This window comes from Sphingopyxis sp. FD7 (genome assembly GCF_003609835.1).
GTDB lineage: Bacteria > Pseudomonadota > Alphaproteobacteria > Sphingomonadales > Sphingomonadaceae > Sphingopyxis.
Genome location: NZ_AP017899.1, coordinates 24,647 through 41,215, shown reverse-complemented (window position 1 = coordinate 41,215; position 16,569 = coordinate 24,647). Strand labels below are relative to the sequence as shown.

General features: G+C 60.9%; 14 protein-coding genes and 1 pseudogene. 9 read left to right on the top strand and 6 right to left on the bottom strand.

Features of this window, described 5'->3' with window-relative positions; translation table 11 throughout:
* Positions 1-48 precede the first annotated feature (48 nt).
* Complete coding sequence (locus tag SPYCA_RS18035; RefSeq protein ID WP_120222457.1) at positions 49-291, top strand: hypothetical protein; 243 nt, start codon at positions 49-51, stop codon at positions 289-291.
* 12 nt (positions 292-303) lie between these two features.
* Complete coding sequence (locus SPYCA_RS19155) at positions 304-489, top strand: hypothetical protein (RefSeq protein WP_146625184.1); 186 nt, start codon at positions 304-306, stop codon at positions 487-489.
* 110 nt (positions 490-599) lie between these two features.
* On the opposite strand, the gene SPYCA_RS18030 is transcribed toward SPYCA_RS19155, so the two are convergent.
* The 3 genes from SPYCA_RS18030 to SPYCA_RS18020 all read right to left on the bottom strand — a co-directional run bounded on the left by SPYCA_RS18030 (position 600) and on the right by SPYCA_RS18020 (position 6,751).
* Positions 600-2,012 carry an aldehyde dehydrogenase family protein gene (locus SPYCA_RS18030; RefSeq protein WP_120222456.1) on the bottom strand — a complete coding sequence of 471 codons (1,413 nt, stop codon included), beginning with the start codon at positions 2,010-2,012 and terminating at the stop codon, positions 600-602.
* Positions 2,009-4,078 carry a PQQ-dependent dehydrogenase, methanol/ethanol family gene (locus tag SPYCA_RS18025; protein ID WP_232003714.1) on the bottom strand — a complete coding sequence of 690 codons (2,070 nt, stop codon included), beginning with the start codon at positions 4,076-4,078 and terminating at the stop codon, positions 2,009-2,011. The genes SPYCA_RS18030 and SPYCA_RS18025 overlap by 4 nt, the downstream gene beginning before the upstream one ends.
* Before the next feature lie 75 nt (positions 4,079-4,153).
* Positions 4,154-6,751 carry a TonB-dependent receptor gene (locus SPYCA_RS18020; protein WP_172595171.1) on the bottom strand — a complete coding sequence of 866 codons (2,598 nt, stop codon included), beginning with the start codon at positions 6,749-6,751 and terminating at the stop codon, positions 4,154-4,156.
* Positions 6,752-7,034: 283 nt separating this feature from the next.
* On the opposite strand from SPYCA_RS18020, the gene SPYCA_RS19635 reads away from it, so the two are divergent.
* The 6 genes and pseudogenes from SPYCA_RS19635 to SPYCA_RS17995 all read left to right on the top strand — a co-directional run.
* Positions 7,035-7,700: an NAD(P)-binding protein gene (locus tag SPYCA_RS19635; protein WP_232003713.1), complete on the top strand. Its 666-nt coding sequence runs from the start codon at positions 7,035-7,037 to the stop codon at positions 7,698-7,700.
* 27 nt (positions 7,701-7,727) lie between these two features.
* Positions 7,728-9,041, top strand: a complete 1,314-nt coding sequence (locus SPYCA_RS18015; RefSeq protein ID WP_269462459.1) for a flavin-containing monooxygenase — start codon at positions 7,728-7,730, stop codon at positions 9,039-9,041.
* A 3-nt stretch (positions 9,042-9,044) separates the two neighbouring features.
* Complete coding sequence (locus SPYCA_RS18010; protein WP_120222454.1) at positions 9,045-9,809, top strand: crotonase/enoyl-CoA hydratase family protein; 765 nt, start codon at positions 9,045-9,047, stop codon at positions 9,807-9,809.
* Positions 9,806-10,663 carry a 3-hydroxyacyl-CoA dehydrogenase family protein gene (locus SPYCA_RS18005; protein ID WP_120222588.1) on the top strand — a complete coding sequence of 286 codons (858 nt, stop codon included), beginning with the start codon at positions 9,806-9,808 and terminating at the stop codon, positions 10,661-10,663. The genes SPYCA_RS18010 and SPYCA_RS18005 overlap by 4 nt, the downstream gene beginning before the upstream one ends.
* A 30-nt stretch (positions 10,664-10,693) precedes the next feature.
* Complete coding sequence (locus tag SPYCA_RS18000) at positions 10,694-11,872, top strand: acyl-CoA dehydrogenase family protein (RefSeq protein WP_120222453.1); 1,179 nt, start codon at positions 10,694-10,696, stop codon at positions 11,870-11,872.
* A 4-nt stretch (positions 11,873-11,876) separates the two neighbouring features.
* Positions 11,877-12,248, top strand: a pseudogene (locus SPYCA_RS17995) (AMP-binding protein); the annotation flags it as partial.
* Positions 12,249-12,317: 69 nt separating this feature from the next.
* Here SPYCA_RS17995 and SPYCA_RS17990 read toward each other — a convergent pair.
* The gene (locus tag SPYCA_RS17990) at positions 12,318-13,082 is read right to left on the bottom strand and encodes an IS6 family transposase (protein WP_006949122.1); all 765 of its coding nucleotides are present in this window, start codon (positions 13,080-13,082) and stop codon (positions 12,318-12,320) included.
* 952 nt (positions 13,083-14,034) lie between these two features.
* Between SPYCA_RS17990 and SPYCA_RS17985 the strand changes: the two genes are divergently transcribed.
* Positions 14,035-15,471: a hypothetical protein gene (locus tag SPYCA_RS17985; RefSeq protein ID WP_146625183.1), complete on the top strand. Its 1,437-nt coding sequence runs from the start codon at positions 14,035-14,037 to the stop codon at positions 15,469-15,471.
* Between the two features lie 32 nt (positions 15,472-15,503).
* Here the strand turns inward: SPYCA_RS17985 and SPYCA_RS17980 are convergent, their stop codons facing one another.
* Together SPYCA_RS17980 and SPYCA_RS17975 are read right to left on the bottom strand one after the other, a co-directional pair.
* A complete protein-coding gene (locus SPYCA_RS17980) occupies positions 15,504-15,770 on the bottom strand; it encodes a hypothetical protein (protein ID WP_120222451.1) in 267 nt (88 codons plus the stop codon).
* A gap of 62 nt (positions 15,771-15,832) precedes the next feature.
* Positions 15,833-16,168, bottom strand: coding sequence for a single-stranded DNA-binding protein (locus SPYCA_RS17975; RefSeq protein ID WP_120222450.1), 336 nt, complete (start codon positions 16,166-16,168; stop codon positions 15,833-15,835).
* Positions 16,169-16,569: the final 401 nt, after the last annotated feature.

Below are 16,569 nucleotides of genomic sequence, written 5' to 3'. Positions count from 1 at the left end.
GTGCCAAATGTTCTGACGACGGACAATTACTTCTCGTCAAAGGAGCAGATGTTCGATGAGATCGTCCGCTCGGTTCTTGAACAGAACGATGAACTTGCCCGGCGGATCGCGAAAAGCGGAATCAGCCCAACGCGCAAGATGCGCGAACTGATCCTCGCTCTCATGGCGTCCTATGCTGCCAATTATCCGCTGCTTTACATCTACATCCGCGAAGACCTAAGAAACGTCAGTGACAAGCGTTCGAGCTGGTCGGCGGACATGCGTGCCCTCAACAAAAGCATCGAACGATAGGTTATCGACATCGTGGAGCAAGGTTACGCCGATGGCAGTTTCCGAAAAGTCGGGACACCCAAGGTCGTGGCCTATGGCGTGCTGGGAATGCTCAACTGGACCCACCGCTGGTACAAGCCCGGCCATTCGGAAACCGGGGAAGATCCTGGGGCGACATTTGCCGAGATGATCATTTCAGGTCTTGAATCGCCTTACTGAAAGCCCGTCTCGCTGATCATGCCGCAAATGACTACGCATTGCGCTGGACCGCGACGCTGTCATGCGGTCTGGCCAAATGGCGTTGCGAGATCGGTCGATGGGTGGGAAAATTACACAGATACCCCTTTGGCGCAGTTGATCACTTTGGCTTGCGTGAATTCCAGCAGCCCGTGCATTCCCATTTCGATCCCGACACCTGACATCTTGGCACCAGCAAACGGCGTATCGGGCCCGATATCGCCGTGTTTGTTCACCCACACCGACCCGGAATCAAGCCGTGCCGCGACAGCTTCGGCGCGGGCGGGATCGGCCGACCACACCGAATTGCCAAGGCCGAACCCGGTGTTGTTGGCGCGCTCAACCACGCCGTCGATATCGGCAAAGCGCATGACCGGCAACACAGGGCCAAATTGCTCATCAACGACAAGCCGGGCGTCGTCTGCGATGTCGCGCACAATGGTTGGGTTGATGAAGTAGCCCTCGCCCTCGGGACAGTCGCCGCCGGCGATGATGGTGCCTTCGGCGCGGGTTTCCTCAATCAAGGCTTTCAGCTTTTCGAATTGGACGCGGTTCTGGACCGGGCCAAGCTGCGTGCCCTGCTGTGATCCGGGGCCCACGACCGCAGCTTTAGCGATCTCAGCCAGTTTGGCGCAGACCGCATCGTATTGGCTTTCGTGGACATAAAGCCGCTTGAGCGCGATGCAGACCTGGCCATTGTTGGCGAAGGCGGCATCGAACAGTTTCTGCGAGACGACCTCGGGATCGCAATCATCGAGCACGATGCCGGAATCGTTTCCGCCCAGTTCCAGCGTCATGCGCTTGAGCGAGGCAGAACCTGCAGCCATCACTTTGCTTCCCGTGGTGGTCGATCCGGTAAAGCTGACCTTGCGCACGAGCGGGTGCCCAGTCAGTGCGTCGCCCAGATCGTTGGCATCGATCACGACATTGACGACACCGGGTGGCACGATATCCTTCCACAGCGCAGCAATCTCGAGCGTTGCCAGCGGCGTAGTGGCTGCAGGCTTCACGACCACCGTGTTGCCGGTGAGCAGCGCGGCACCAACCTTGTTCACGGCCGTCAGAACTGGGAAGTTCCAAGGCACGATTGCCGCCACTACGCCGAGAGGGCGGCGGTGCAATTCGATCCGGCGATCCTCGCTGTCCTCGATCACTTCCACCGGGATTTCCTGCCCAGCATAATATCGCAAGAAGTAGGCGGCCCCACCTACTTCGGCCTGCGCATCGGGGATCGGCTTGCCCTGTTCCTGTGTAAGCGTGCGGGCAAGCAATTCCATATTCGCCTCGATGACCTCGGCCATCTTTATCAGCAGGGCTTTGCGCTGCTCCGCGGTGGTCTGGGACCATTCGGGAAAAGCAGCTGCCGCGGCGGTGACTGCATCCTCGAAGTCTTCGCGCGAACCGCATGCGCAACTGTCGAACACCTGGCCCGTCGCAGGGTCAATCACATCAAGCTTCCGGCTTCCGCCGACTAACTTGCCACCGATCAGCATCTGCAAGCTCATTGGTCCCCCTCCTTCGCCACCAGCCGCGCGCGGTCGGCGACATAGGCACGGATGGCTTCAATGTCGTCGCGCGACATCCACTTGGCGAAACCGACCATGCCATTCTCCTTGAGGACGCCATCATGCACCACAGCCTGCCAGCTGGCCTTGTCAGCCAGCACGCCCGACCGGCGCAAATCGGGCAGCACACCCGATGAACGTGCGCCGCCACCGTGGCACACCGAGCAGGTGTTGCCATAAAGTTCGGCGCCCTTTGTCACCGTTGCAGGCGACCAATTTTCCTGGACGATCACGGGCGGCGCCTGCGGTGCGCGGGCGATCTTGTAAGAAGCCTTGCCCCCTAGCGCAAAGACCAGCAGGCGGCCGTTGGGGCGTGGTCCCTGAAGCTCGGCAAAGGCGGCCGGCAACCCGTAGCCACCGCCGTAGCCAGCCATTACCGCGACGTATTGAACGCCGTCGACGGAATAGGTAATGGGCGGGGCAATGATCCCGATACCGGTATCGTAGGACCATAGTTCCTTGCCGCTATCGGCGGCATAAGCAACCAGCTTGCCCTTGGCATTGCCGGCAAAGACGAGTCCGCCTGCGCTTGTCAGCATCCCGCCGTTGCCGGGGCCGCCGAGGTCGACGCGCCAGGCTTCCTTCTGCTTTACCGGGTCCCACGCAATGATATAGCCGCGTAGCGAGGAGCGCACCGCTTTCAGCGCCGCTTTATCATCGGGCAGCGTGTTGATCGCGAGATTTACCCCGAGGTTCCAGCCACCCTGACGCGGAACGAAAGGCTTGTCACTGACGTATGCCAGCGGGACTTCCTGCGCCGGAATATAGGCTAAACCGGTTTGCGGACTGAAGGCCATCGGCTGCCAGTTATGGGCACCGTGGCCCGAAGGCGTCGCGACGAACAGGCCCTTCCCATAGCGTGCTTCTGGATTTTCAACCGGCCGACCGGTCTTCATGTCGACCCCGCTTGTCCAGTTGACCGGAACGAAGTTCTTCGCCGAGATCAGTTTCCCGTCGCTGCGATCGATGACGTAGAACAGGCCGTTTTTGGGCGCTTGCATCATCACCTTCCGATCGGCGCCGCCGATTTTCAGGTTGGCAAGAATAATCGACTGGGTCTGCGTGAAATCCCAGCTTTCGCCCGGCACGCCCTGATAGTGCCATTTGTACTCCCCAGTGTCGGCATCAAGCGCGACGACCGAAGATATGAACAGGTTGTCACCCTTGCCGTTCGATCGGACGCGGTGATCCCACGGCGAGCCATTTCCAACGCCGATAAGAACCTGATTGAATTCCTCGTCGTAGACGATCGAATCCCAGACGGTACCGCCGCCTCCGAACTTCGACCAATCGCCGTCCCAGGTGGCCTGCATTTTCTCGATGATGCTATCCGAAGCAGCGCCATCGGGAGCGGCGCCTTTTGCTGGGGGTACCGTATAGAACCGCCAGGCGAGCTTGCCGGTCTGCGCGTCATAGGCGCTCACATAGCCGCGCACGCCGTATTCTGCCCCGCCATTGCCGATCAGAACGCGCCCTTTGACCACGCGCGGCGCACCGGTGATCGTGTATGGCTTGCTCTGGTCGACCGTGACCGTCGACCAAAGCAGCGACCCGGTTTTCGCATCGAGCGCGATTAGGCGGCCATCGAGCGCACCGACATAGATTTTGCCATCGTGGAACGCAGCCCCGCGATTAACGACATCGCAGCAGGCCTTGAACCCGGTCTCACCAGGGACCTTGGGATCATAGCTCCACAGCTGCTTCCCGCTTACCGCATCGAAGGCATAGACTTTGGACCATGCGCTTGTCGTGTAGATTACCCCGTCAACGACGAGGGGCGTTGCCTCTAGCCCGCGTGCGGTATCGAACTCGTGACTCCAGGCAAGACCGAGGTTTTCCACCGTGTCCGAATTGATCTCGGTCAGCGGACTGAAGCGCTGCTCCAGCGCCGTGCCGCCATAGGTGAGCCAGTCAGCGGTTGCGGGCGTGGTGAAGCTGTCCGCCAGAGGCTGGTTGCAGCTGGCAAGCAACAGCATGGATACGGCAACCGGATAAATCTTGAGCATGGAACTTGCCCTCTGGGGCTTAGATAGTACATGAAAAGAGGGCACCTGCAATGCAGGTGCCCTCATGCGGCTCGATTAGAAGTTGGCACTGATCTCGATGCCGAACTGGCGCGGTACAGCGCGAATTCGGTAATCACTGCCGTAGCTGCCCTCGACGTTGATCGCGTTCGGGTAATATAGCTTGTCAGTCAGGTTCTTGACGAAACCGGCGATGGTGAAGTTGTCCGTTCTGTACGAAATCCGCCCATTGATCAGCCAATACGGCCGCTGTCCCTCTCCCAGCGGGCCTCTCCCGGCATTGACCGAAGTGCCCTGCGGGCCGACGAAGTCGTAACTACCGAACACATCATAGAAGTATCGGCCGGTATAGCTCGTGTCAGCATGCAATGTGAGCGTCCCGTCTTCCGTTGTCAGCGCATCCCAATCCACCCCGAGGTTGCCCGAAACCTTGCTGGCATATGGAAACGGATTGCCGCCCACGTCGATCTTTCCACCGGCGGTCGAAATGCAGTTTCCGGCTTGAGGCGGCGTACCGCTGATCGGCGTGAGCGGGCATTCGCCACTGTCGAACGCGCTGTCGAGCACGCCGAGACCGGCATTCAAGCGCAGGTTGTCGGTCACCAGCACGGTAAGTTCCGCATCCAGACCGGTCACCTTGCCATCGAGATTGATCAGGAAGGTGACCGAGCTGGGATCGAGCAGCTGCTGCTGTTGGCCCTTGTAGATGTAATGGAACGCCGAGATATTGAACTGCACCCGGTCGTCGAAGAAACGGCTTTTCAAACCGGTTTCGAAAGCATCCACCGTTTCGGGCTCGACGAAGTAGACCTGCGCAGCCGACTGGAACGCAAGGCCGTTATAGGTGCCCCCGCGATAGCCACGGCTGTAGCTGGCATAGAGCAGCAGGTCATCGACCGGCGTCCAGTCGACAATCGCACGGCCGGTGAGCGCGTTCGATCCGTCACGACGGTTAAGCGGCTTGATGCTCCTGTCGAGCGCAGGATCGTCACCGATGAAATACCGCGAGGGTACGCCGCCGGGCGCGTAGTCCGAAACGGTATAGAGGCGCGGCGCACCGGTATCGTCAAAGAACGTGGTGAGCGCATCGAGATACGCAAACTTGTCCTTGGTGTAGCGCAGACCTGCGGTGATCTTGAGCGTGTCGGTCAGCTCGTAACTGGCCTCCCCATAGATCGCAAAGGACTTGCGCTCCTGCGTGTAGTCCTGCGTGGCCTTCAGCGCGGTAACCATGCCTGCTTCACGGCCAAGCCCGGCGGGGTTGAAATAAGTTCTGGGGTTGCCGATCGCCGCGTTCACGTCGCTGAGGAAGCCGTAGAAGTCGGGCGTGTTGTTAGTGACGATCTCGTCCCAGCCGTAATAGAGGCCTCCGATCGCCTTGAACCGGTCGTTAGCATAATCGAGGCGCAGATCCTGGTTGAAGCTGCGCGAAAGGGATGCGTAGCCGATCGCGCAGACATTGAAGGGCGTGCCGTCGCAATCAATGCGGGGGAGCAAGCCGTATCGCGTACGGTCGAAGCCGCTGATCGAAGTCAGATTGAGCTGATCGCTTAGTTCAAACCTGCCGTTGAGCACGATGCCGAAGGTCTTGGTTTCTGCCGTGCCAATCGAGTTGCCCTCGATCTCGCGATCGGTTAGCCCGCGGCCTCTTGCGCTATAAGCAGGCGGCAGGAAGTCAACCAGGTTTCTGCCGTTGCCGAACAACGTGCTGGCAAGGGGCGTATAAAAGAAACCGAAAGCGGAATCCGCCAGCGATATCGTATCGTCGGTGAGCGACGGGCCATGGTTCTGCGGGGAATCCTGCCCGCCGAGCGATTGTGCGACATAGGCCTTTAGATTGAGATCGATCCTGTCCGTGGGCTGGAAACGAACCTGTCCGCGCAGGGCCCAGGTTTCATGACCACCCGGCGAGATACCCGTGTTGCGGTCACCGAAAGCGATGTTGTCGGGCACGTTCGGGTTGGACTTGATGAGACCAACCGGCTGCACGTTGCGCACGAACGGATCAGAATCGACATAGCTCCCGGCGATGCGAACGCCCAGCCGGTCCTCGACCGGCGTGACTTCGACCGCACCTTGCACGCTGACGCGATTGAACGAACCGTAGCCCAGCGTGATCGCCCCGTTGCTGCCCTGCAATCTTGGCTTGCGCGTAATAAAGTTGATTGCGCCGCCTGTAGTGTTGCGGCCAAAAAGCGTACCTTGCGGGCCGCGCACGACTTCCAGCTGCTCCAGATCGAACAATTGCTGGCCATGGCTGGCGCGGAACGACTGGTACACTTCGTCGACATAGATGCCGACCGGCGATGCAGCGTTAGAGTTGTATTCGGTGCCCACGCCGATTCCGCGCACCGTAAAGTTTGGCTGCGTCTCGCCATAGGCGGAGCTGACCTGAAGGTTCGGGATGGAGTTGTTGAGGTCGGCGGTCGAAAACACGCCCCGCTCGGTGAGCTCGTCCGCGGTCACTGCGGTAATCGCCACCGGCACCTCCTGCAGGTTTTCGCTGCGCTTGGTCGCTGTGACGATGATCTCGCCAAGCCCTTCGGTGGGAGCAGCCTGCTCGACCGGGGGAGCGACCTGCGCATGCGCAGTCGTCGCCAACGAAAGCACGCTGGTCGAAACGAGCGCAGCGCGAACAATGGTACGTCTTGACATCAAGCTAGTCTCCCCCTGGGCGTAAACGGCATTATTGCCGGCGTGGAGTCGCCGCCCCCTATCAACACCTTCGTAGATTAAACGTGCGACATTCGTCAACAGGGGTGTGAAATTTTTGGGGTGAGTTAAGTGGCTGGCTGACGCTATCTTACGATTTTTCGGCCCAATCCGTAATTTATATAGCCCTAAAAGGGAGCGCGCCCTTGGTTGAAACTCATTCTTGGCCAGCAACGCCGACAATGGCAGCATGGCTTCAACATAGGCGTTGACTTTTCCCCGGCATTTGCGGATTGAGGAAGAGGTGCCGGACGGCAGATGTCTGCAGAGGCAGCATGACAGGCAGTGGCAGGAAGCTGTGCAGCAAACTACAGATCACGATTGGCTAAGCGCGGCGCTCGAAGCTGCCAACGTTCCGACGCTGGCCTGTCTGCTGGTGCAAATGACTGGAGACCGCCGTTGGATCGAAGGCAAGTTCGTCCCGTCCCGCACACGGGGAATGGATGACAATGACAGCGGCGGCCTGCCAGATGACGTGCAGCAAGAGATACGCCATGCTGCCCATGCGGCTCTGATCCGGCATTTTGCAGGCGAGCCGGTTGTCATCGCCGATCCCTCCGACGAATTGTTGGTGGAAATAATGGGCGTCTCGCTCGGCGAGACGATCCCAGCTTCTTATGCGGCCATGATCCGTGCAGATCTCGGCCTGCCAGAGCAGGAAGCGCCAGGCGTCCCTGCTGTCCCCGTTCCGCCAGGCTTTCGGGCTCTGATCATCGGGGCGGGTATTTCGGGCCTGTGCGCTGCGGTCCGGCTTCAAAGCGCGGGCATACCGTACACGATTGTCGAACGCCGGGGCAGACTGGGCGGCGTCTGGATGGAAAATCGCTACCCCGGTGCGGCCTGCGACGTGCCGAGCCACTTGTATTCGTTCTCGTTCGCCCCTCATGACTGATCGCGCTATTTTGCGGGCAGCCGCGAAATCCACGCCTATCTCGAAAAGGTCGCAGCGGACCACGACATCATGCGGTCGATCCGTTTTGGCCTCGAAGTGACGCAAGCGCGGTTCGACGAGGCTTCTAGCGAATGGACCGCGCAGGTCATCAGCGAGGCGGGCGAGGAAGAAACCTTGCGCGCTGCGATCCTGATTAGCGGCGTGGGGGCGTTCAACAAGCCCCGCCTGCCCGACATTCCGGGGCTGGAAACCTTCGAGGGCCCCAGTTTTCACACCGCGAGGTATCCTGACGAGGGTGTGTCGCTCGAAGGGCGCAACGTGGTTCTCATCGGCAATGGCGCCAGCGCGATGCAGGTCGCGCCCGCAATCGCGGACACGGTCGCCTCCTTGACAATCGTGCAGCGCACCCCGCAGTGGGCTGCGCCTTTCCCGAAATTCGGCAAGAGCATCCCGGAGCCGCTGCGCCGCCTGCTCGATGCAGTGCCGCTATACCGCCTCTGGTATCGTATCCGCCTCAGCTGGGCGTTCAATGACAAGCTCTACGAAGCGTTGCAGCAGGATCCTGCGTGGGCGGGCCATGGCCGCTCGATCAACCCGGTCAACGACGCGCACCGCAAGGGGCTCGAGGCCTATATCACCGCCGAACTAGGCACCGCAACCCATCTGCTGCCGCAGGTCCTTCCGGACTACCCGCCTTTCGGCAAGCGCATGCTGCTGGACAATGGCTGGTTCCGCACGCTTGCGAAGGAAAATGTCACGCTTGTCACCGGTTCGGTGGTCGAGGCCCTGCCCAATGGTGTCCGCACCCAGGATGGCACTGTTCACAATGCCGATCTCCTGATCTGGGCGACCGGCTTCGACGTGGTCAACCTGCTGGCTCCGATGAGGGTGGTGGGGAAGGGCGGGCGCGAGTTGCACAAGGACTGGAAGGGCGACGACGCGCGTGCCTATCTTGGCACCGTCGTTCCTGGCTACCCCAATTTCTTTTGCTTGTATGGTCCCAACACGCAGTTCGGACATGGCGGCAGCCTGATCACCGTCCTCGAGCGGCAGATGCACTATGTGATGTCGCTCATCCGTCAGGCATTGTCTGTGAGCGCCGTGCAGGTGGAAGTGCGCGAGGACGTGCACGATGCCTACAATGCGCAGGTCGATGCGACCCACGCCGGAATGGTCTGGACCTATCCCGGCGTAGAGACCTACTACAAGAATTCGAAAGGTCGGGTGGTGGTCAACAACCCGTTCCGGATCATCGACTTCTGGACGATGACCGAAGCTGCCGATCTCAGCGAATATCGCTTGAGCGGGTGCAACCCCCTCCTGACCGCAGGCGCAGCCTGAGCCATGGATAGCCCCGTTCAGATCGAACAGCACGGCGCGATACTGGTCATCGCGATCAATCGTCCGCAGCAGCGCAATGCGGTAACGCGCGCAGTCTCGCTCGCCATTGCCGCGGCGCTTGACCAGCTCGATGTCGCCAAGGAATTGCGCGTGGGCATCATAACCGGGCGCGGCAATTCGTTCTGTGCCGGCATGGACCTTAAAGATTTCGCTGCTGGCGAGCGGCCCGAGGTGGAAGGCCGCGGATTTGCCGGGATCACCGAAGCGCCGCCGATCAAACCCGTGATTGCCGCGGTCGAAGGCTTCGCGCTGGCGGGGGGGTGCGAGCTCGCCTTGTCCTGCGATCTAATCGTGGCGGCCGAAACCGCATGGTTCGGCCTGCCCGAAGTATCGCGCGGTCTGGTCGCAGGCTCGGGCGGGCTGGTGCGGCTCCCGCGCCGTATTCCGGAGGCGATCGCGCTCGAATACGCGCTCACCGGCGCGAGAATGGACGCGGCGACGGCGCACCGCTGGGGTCTGGTCAACCGGATCGTGCCCGAAGGCGGCGCACTGGCAGGCGCGCTGGCGCTTGCCGAGGCCATCACCGCAAATGCGCCGCTGAGCACCGCGATGACCAAGCGGATCATCCGCGAATCGCGCGAATGGCCCGAATCCGAAATATGGGAGCGCCAGCGTCCGCTGGTCGACACTGTGCTCGCTTCTTACGACGCGGGCGAGGGCGCGCGCGCATTTGCCGAAAAGCGTCCCGCGCGATGGACAGGACGATGAACGAGCCTTTGATAAAACAGCAGATCGCCGTGGTTGGCGGCGGCACGATGGGGGTCGGCATTGCCTATGTCAGCGCCATGGCCGGTGCCCGGGTGATTGTGGTCGAGCCTGACGATGCCCACGCGCTCGCGCTGCGGGACACGATCGGCAAGACTGCCGCCTCCGCCATCACCCGCGGCAAGCTCGACGCGGCAGGTGCAAGGGCGCTCGATAGCCGGATCACACGGATTGTCGCGGTGGACCTGCTGCCGGACGGGCTCGACCTCGTTATCGAGACGGTGCCCGAACGACTCGAATTGAAGCTCGACATTCTGGCGCGGATTGCACGCCGAAAGCCTGTGATGATCGGCAGCAACACCAGCGCAATGTCGATCGACCGGTTGGCGCAAGCCCTGCCCGATCCCGGAATCTTCCTCGGCATGCACTTCTTCAATCCGGTCTGGTCGATCCATCTGGTTGAATTGGTAGAAGGCGCAAAGACCCTGCCTAAGACGCTGGAGTCCGCTCGCGCCTACGTGACAGCGATCGGCAAACAGTCGCTCACCGTGCGCGATGTCCCGGGGTTTGCCACGAGCCGGCTCGATCTGATCGCCAGCCTTGAGGCGATGCGAATGCTCGAATCGGGCGTCGCTTCGGCTGAGGACATCGATCGCGCAGCCGTTGTGGCTTATCGCCATCCGGTGGGGCCGCTTCGCCTCAGCGACATCGTCGGCATCGACGTCCGGCTCGATATCGCGCGCACGCTGGAAGCCGCCCACGGGCCGCGCTTCGCTGCGCCGCAAATCTTAATCGACATGGTCGCCGCAGGCAAACTCGGCGCCAAATCGGGCCAAGGCTTTTTCACTTGGCCGTAATGAATCCGTTTCAAGTTTGGGGTAATTTGAATGTCGTCTGATCTTTTCCAAACAACCTTGTGCGACACCGCCGACCATCATCGCGATCTGCGTGACAGCGTCAGCAAACTCGTCGGTAAGTTTGGCCGGAAATACTTCCAAGATGTCGTCAACAAGGGCGAGCAGCCGACCGCCTTGTGGTCGGCGCTTGGCGAAGCCGGGTTCCTGGGTGTGCACGTTTCAGAGGCATACGGCGGTGGTGGTGGCGGCCTTTCGGAACTCAATATCTGCATAGAGGAAACCGCAGCGCACGGCTGCCCGATCCTCTCGATGGTCATCTCCTCGATCACCGCGCCGATAATTGCGGCTTGCGGCAGCGAGGCGATGAAGCAGGAGTGGTTGCCCGGCATCGCCAGCGGCAAACGCAAGATGTGCTTCGGCATCACAGAGCCGAACGCCGGATCGAACACCCACAAAGTCACCACCCATGCGGTGCGCAAGGGCAATGGTTGGGTGATCAACGGCGCGAAATACTGGACGTCTGACATCGACCAGTCGGACGCAGTCATGGTCGTGGCGCGTGATGGCGTGCCGGTGAACGACGGCTCGCGGCAGGGCCTGTCTCTGTTCGTTGTGCCCACCAACACGCCGGGCATCTCGATGACACAGATCGATTCAGCGCTGCGCACCTCCGAAAAGCAGTTTTCCGTGTTCTACGACAATGTGGAAGTTTCAGATGACGCGCTGATCGGGGAGCCTGGCGAGGGCCTGAAGCAGGTATTCTCGGGCCTCAACCCCGAACGCATCGCCGCAGCTGCGATCAACAACGGCATCTCGCGCTTCGCCATCACGCAGGCCGCGCAATATGCCAAGGACCGCTCGGTTTGGAACACACCGATTGGCGCGCATCAGGGCGTCGCCCACCCGCTGGCCGAAGCATACATCAACGTGCAAGCCGCGCGCCTGCTCAATGCCCGCGCCGCGCAGCTCTGCGATGGCGGGGAAGACGCCGCCGAAACCGCCAACATGGCCAAGTTCGCTGCCGCCGAATCCTCCTTGAAGGCGCTCGATCAGGCGATCCAAGTCCACGGTGGCAACGGGCTGTCGAATGAGTATGGCTTGTCCGACCTGTGGTTCATCGCGCGCCTCCACCGCACAGCGCCGGTGAGCCGCGAGATGATCCTGAATTACGTCTCAACCCACAGTCTGGGCCTGCCGAAAAGCTACTGAACAGGTGGAAACCAACCTTCTTGCTCTGCTGCGCCAGCATGCGGCACTGACGCCCGATGCGCCGTGCCTGACGCTTGCGGGAGAAACCCTGGGCTTTCGGGAACTCGACATGCGGGCCAGCCGGGTGGCGAGCGCGCTGGCGGCGCACGGAGTAGGGCTGGGCGACCGCGTCGCGATCATCGCGCGCAATGGGCCGGCACAGTTCGAGCTGTTCTTCGGCTGCGCCAAGGCGGGCGCGATCTTCTTGCCGATCAACTGGCGGCTGGCCCCGCGCGAGATCGCCGGTATTCTGGGCGACAGCACGCCTGCGCTGCTCATCGTGGAAGAAGCCTTGCAAGGGCTGCTGGCCGAAACACTGACACCGGTGGCCACGATCCTGCTCGCGGAATATCCGGCTCTGTTGCAAACATGGGGCACGGCCGCGCGGCGTCACCCAGTTGGGGGATTAGGCAGCATTGGCGAAATGCTTATTGAGCATAATCATGGTTTCGGTCAGGGCCGAGGGTCCAATTCCGAATGCTCTTTCAACCAGGCGCACCTCCCCCATGATACCTGGCTGCAGGCACCATGCCTGGGCCTGTCCTTTGCGTAGGGCGCGCATGACCTCGAAGCCCTTGATCGTGGCGTAGGCCGTTGGCATCGACTTGAAGCCACGTACCGGCTTGATCAGCATCTTCAGCTTGCCGTGGTCGGCCTCGAGCACGTTGTTCAGATATTTCACCTGCCGGTGCTCGGTTTCCGCCGCCAGTTTGCCTTCGCGTTTCAGCTCAGCGATTGCTGCGCCGTAGCTGGGTGCCTTGTCGGTATTGAGTTTGGCCGGCTTTTCCCAGTCCTTCAGGCCACGAAGAGCTTTGCCCAGAAAGCGCTTCGCCGCTTTGGCGCTGCGTGTCGATGACAGATAGAAATCAATCGTGTCGCCCCGTTTGTCGACCGCCCGGTACAGGTAGGTCCATTTGCCCCGCACCTTTACGTAGGTCTCATCCAGACGCCAGCTCGGATCAAAGCCGCGCCGCCAGAACCAGCGGAGACGCTTCTCCATCTCCGGCGCGTAGCGCTGCACCCAGCGATAGATCGTCGTATGATCGACATCGATCCCACGCTCGGACAGCATTTCCTCGAGATCACGGTAGCTGATGCCGTATCGACAATACCAGCGCACCGCCCATAGGATGACCTCGCCGGTAAAATGCCGTCCTTTGAAATCGTTCATCGCAACTGACCTTGACAGTACATGAGCCCAATCTTGGAAACCGTGTCAGAGTTTGCAACAGAGCCCCCCGTCGTATGCTTCGGTAACCGGGCCGCGGCTGTCGGCCAGCTCGATCCGGGCGTTGGCGAGATCGGCGAAAGAATTGAAAGTCTGCATTGGAAGCCTCCATTGGTTTGATCGCGTCATCTCGTGATGACGGGTCCAATGGTGCGCAGCGGGCAAACGAGGTCAGGGACGTTAACCGGGAAGCCGGCACGTCAGGGCCGGGCCCCGGTTAACGCCTACGGGCTGCGGGGGAGCCGATTTTTTCCCGTCTGCTGCAAGCAGACAAAAGCCGGGAAAAAATTGGGGGGACCGCAGATCCTTGACCGGATCTTTGCCGCAAGTATCCTTCGGACCCCATCACACGAGGATGCAATCAAACCCACCCCCTCCTCTCCCCTCCTCTCTTCTTCACGGACATCGGGCTCCCGCAGGAGCCGCGCCAAGACAGGCCGGTGCGTCTCGCGCGCGCGGCAACGCCAGGGGTCGTTGCCCTCGCGCGGCCGCCCGGACGCGAGCGGCGGGACCGAGAGCCCGCGGGGCCGATTATAATGCGGAGGCCCGACCGAAGGCTTGTTCAGCGCTGATGGGATGCGGTGAATCTGCCAGTCAGGCGTCGGGCATGACCTTGTCGGCCGGAGGTCGAGCCGATGCAGACAGCCCCGCTCTTCAGGCCGCAGCGCGATAGCGCGATGCGCGGCTATCCCGCCAGGCGATCGTCACCCGAATGGGCCGAAACCGGCTTGCCGGATTCGGCGTAGCTTGGCGACGCAGACAGCGATCGAGCGAAGGCGAGGTGCTGGCAGGAGCCTAGCGCAGTAGAGCGCGGTCCCGGCCGAAGGTCGGGAGGCGGCAATTGTTAACCTGGATGTGCCGGATTATCGTTCGTCTACGATAGATTGGATTTCTAATGGAACGATTGCATCACCTTTATGTGTCTATAGCGAAACAAGTCTTTCGACACCGCGATTATGGTATGGTCAGGGTGCCCGATCCAATTACGTTGGGAGATGCGGCGTCCTACGGACTTTCGCCGGTACTTCTATATGGAATAACGGTTGCAGGTCTTCCGTATCGCATCCGGTATTATTCCGACCTCGCGGCGCCGCGTGACTTGGGAGAAGTTCTGTCGCTGGCGTGGGCGGACGCCAGTTGGCTTAAAGGACTTCCCGACAGGATCATGGTTTCCAAGCATTTGGCGGGTGCCGCCCCTGGATTAGCCGACGCAATGGATGCGGTCGGGGTCGACCTGCAGATTGCCGGTCCGAGGGAAAAATCGCTTCCTGCTTCAATGAGGTCTGCACAGACGGGTTACTTGATGTTCCTCAAAGGGGGACCGGAGGAGCCTTTGAAAGCGCTCGAGGCAGCGGCTCGGCAGGTTGATGAGCCTAAAGGATATCGAACATTGCCGGGCGGTCTGGCAATGCAGAAGCGTGCTGGAGAATGGGATGCGCTCGAAAATAGGGGGTCGGCCACGTTCGTTCGGCCGATTGGCTTTGAACAGGGTCCCTGGTTGCGATCGTGGGAGGCATCGGTTCCACCGCCGCAAGACCGTTATTTCTATATCCCACCTTCCGGAGATTTCTTTCACGAGAGTGTGTCGCTTCTCATCGGGGACAAATCGGATTTTGACGAAGACGATGAGGACGACGGCGATGAGCAATGGTCGCCCGACGATGACTACCCTCCGTCGCTTTCAGATCCGTATGAACTCGTTAAATCGATTCTGGCCTGTTGGCCTCTTCCGGAGAAGGATGTCGCTGATGCTATCGGCGTCACGGTCAGGGAACTGAAATGGTACGTGTCCGGCAGGGCGATGCTGCCCCACGATGGATGGCGTAGATTATGCCAGAGATTCACCCTCGAACCTTCGGATGGGAACGATTACGACATCGCTGGGCCGCTGGTGCTTGTAGCGCGAAAGCGACGACATATCGAAGATTGCTGGGTTGCCATGACAAGCGGGGGAGATTCCCACCCTGTCGAACTCGTCCCGGCTTTGGCTGAAGCCGACCCGAGTTGGCGATACTTTCTGGTGAATCGCGACAATGACAGGCGGTTGAAGCTAGTGATCGCTCCGCGGGGTTCTGATAGCGCCGAGTTGGTGGAGTCCACGATAGCGATGAATTATCGGGGCCGGGTGGCCATTCCGGATCTCGTTTACAAGGCGACGGTTGAAGCTGTCGGTATCGCCTGCAGGTCAACCAATCATAACTCTGCAGCCATCCGGAACCTGATGTATGAACATGGGTCGTTCTGGGATCAGATCGAAGACTGGTCTCGGGCTCATGCGGGACCGCCCTCGGGATGCGAGCGCATTCCGTCCCCTTACGGTAGGCTTCCTTAGCAACAGGCTATTCCAGATAGGTTTGAGGTCGCTTACGCAGCCCGTGCGAGCGAAGCCGCGATTTCCGCGCGCTGCGCCTCGAGCGTCGCGAGATGATGGACGTAGATCGGGCCGAATGCGATCGTCTCGGCCAGGTCCTCGTCCGTTTCAAGGATGTCGAAAGCGGTCGAGCGGTCCAGGCTATCGAGATCGATGGTCTCGAGCATGATCTCGCGCCGGGCGGCGAAGCGGGTGAGCTCGCCGAGCTTGCGTTCCGCGCGTGCGGCGTCGCGCTCCGCGAAGAGGCCGAAGTCCTTCATGGCAGTTCTCCTGGGTGAGATGGTGAAAGGGCGGCGCTTGCGCGCCGCCCGATCGGGGTCGGTCAGAGGAACTCGACGTTCTCGGCGATGATCTCGCAGCCGTAGCGGTCGTTGCCGTCGGCATCTTGCCAACGGGTGTAGTGGATGCGGCCGGTGACCGCGAGCTGGTCGCCCTTCGCCTTGTGGTCGCGGAGCGGAAGACCCATGCCGTTGAAGACGATGATCTTGTGGAACTCGGCGTCGGTCTTCGTGTAGCCGGTTTCCGGATCCTTCTGGACGCGGCCGTCGCGGATGACGGGGCGTTCGGTGACCAGGAGCAGCTCGGTGACCTTGGTCTTGCTGCCGTCGCGGGCGATCGGGTCCTTGGCCAGTCGGCCGACGAGGTTGACGGTGTTCATTTCAAAAGCCTCCTTCTGAGCCGACGGCTTGTCCGCCGGTGCCCTTATCGAGCCCCGGAGGGAGGGATGGGACACCGCGCACCCGTGCGCGGGAAACCTCGAAAATCGAGGTGGAGCGGGCAGCTCGCGAAGCGAGGAACACGGCTCGCATTTTCGCAGGTTGGCCCTAAGCCCGACCGGAGGGGCAGGGGCACTGGACGGCGGACATGCACTCGGCTTGGAGAGGCCCTGTAGTGCTGAACACCGCTTTGGAGGTGACGCCGTACTGATTCCCTGCGGAAGCGGGATCGGTCTCGCTGCGTGGTGCCGACCCTGTTTTCGGGAGTGGCCGGTGGCGAGATCCCTGGCGCTACGATGCCTCGTCTTCCACGTTCGTCGCGAGGCATTTCGGCCCGGGCAGG

Coding starts and splice junctions, on each gene's coding strand:
- SPYCA_RS17985 (WP_146625183.1), top strand. CDS start 14,035: ATGGAACGATTGCATCACCTTTATGTGTCTATAGCGAAACAAGTCTTT.
- SPYCA_RS17990 (WP_006949122.1), bottom strand. CDS start 13,082: ATGAACGATTTCAAAGGACGGCATTTTACCGGCGAGGTCATCCTATGG.
- SPYCA_RS18000 (WP_120222453.1), top strand. CDS start 10,694: ATGTCGTCTGATCTTTTCCAAACAACCTTGTGCGACACCGCCGACCAT.
- SPYCA_RS18025 (WP_232003714.1), bottom strand. CDS start 4,078: ATGCTCAAGATTTATCCGGTTGCCGTATCCATGCTGTTGCTTGCCAGC.
- SPYCA_RS17980 (WP_120222451.1), bottom strand. CDS start 15,770: ATGAAGGACTTCGGCCTCTTCGCGGAGCGCGACGCCGCACGCGCGGAA.
- SPYCA_RS18020 (WP_172595171.1), bottom strand. CDS start 6,751: ATGTCAAGACGTACCATTGTTCGCGCTGCGCTCGTTTCGACCAGCGTG.
- SPYCA_RS18035 (WP_120222457.1), top strand. CDS start 49: ATGTTCGATGAGATCGTCCGCTCGGTTCTTGAACAGAACGATGAACTT.
- SPYCA_RS17975 (WP_120222450.1), bottom strand. CDS start 16,168: ATGAACACCGTCAACCTCGTCGGCCGACTGGCCAAGGACCCGATCGCC.
- SPYCA_RS18005 (WP_120222588.1), top strand. CDS start 9,806: ATGAACGAGCCTTTGATAAAACAGCAGATCGCCGTGGTTGGCGGCGGC.
- SPYCA_RS18010 (WP_120222454.1), top strand. CDS start 9,045: ATGGATAGCCCCGTTCAGATCGAACAGCACGGCGCGATACTGGTCATC.
- SPYCA_RS18030 (WP_120222456.1), bottom strand. CDS start 2,012: ATGAGCTTGCAGATGCTGATCGGTGGCAAGTTAGTCGGCGGAAGCCGG.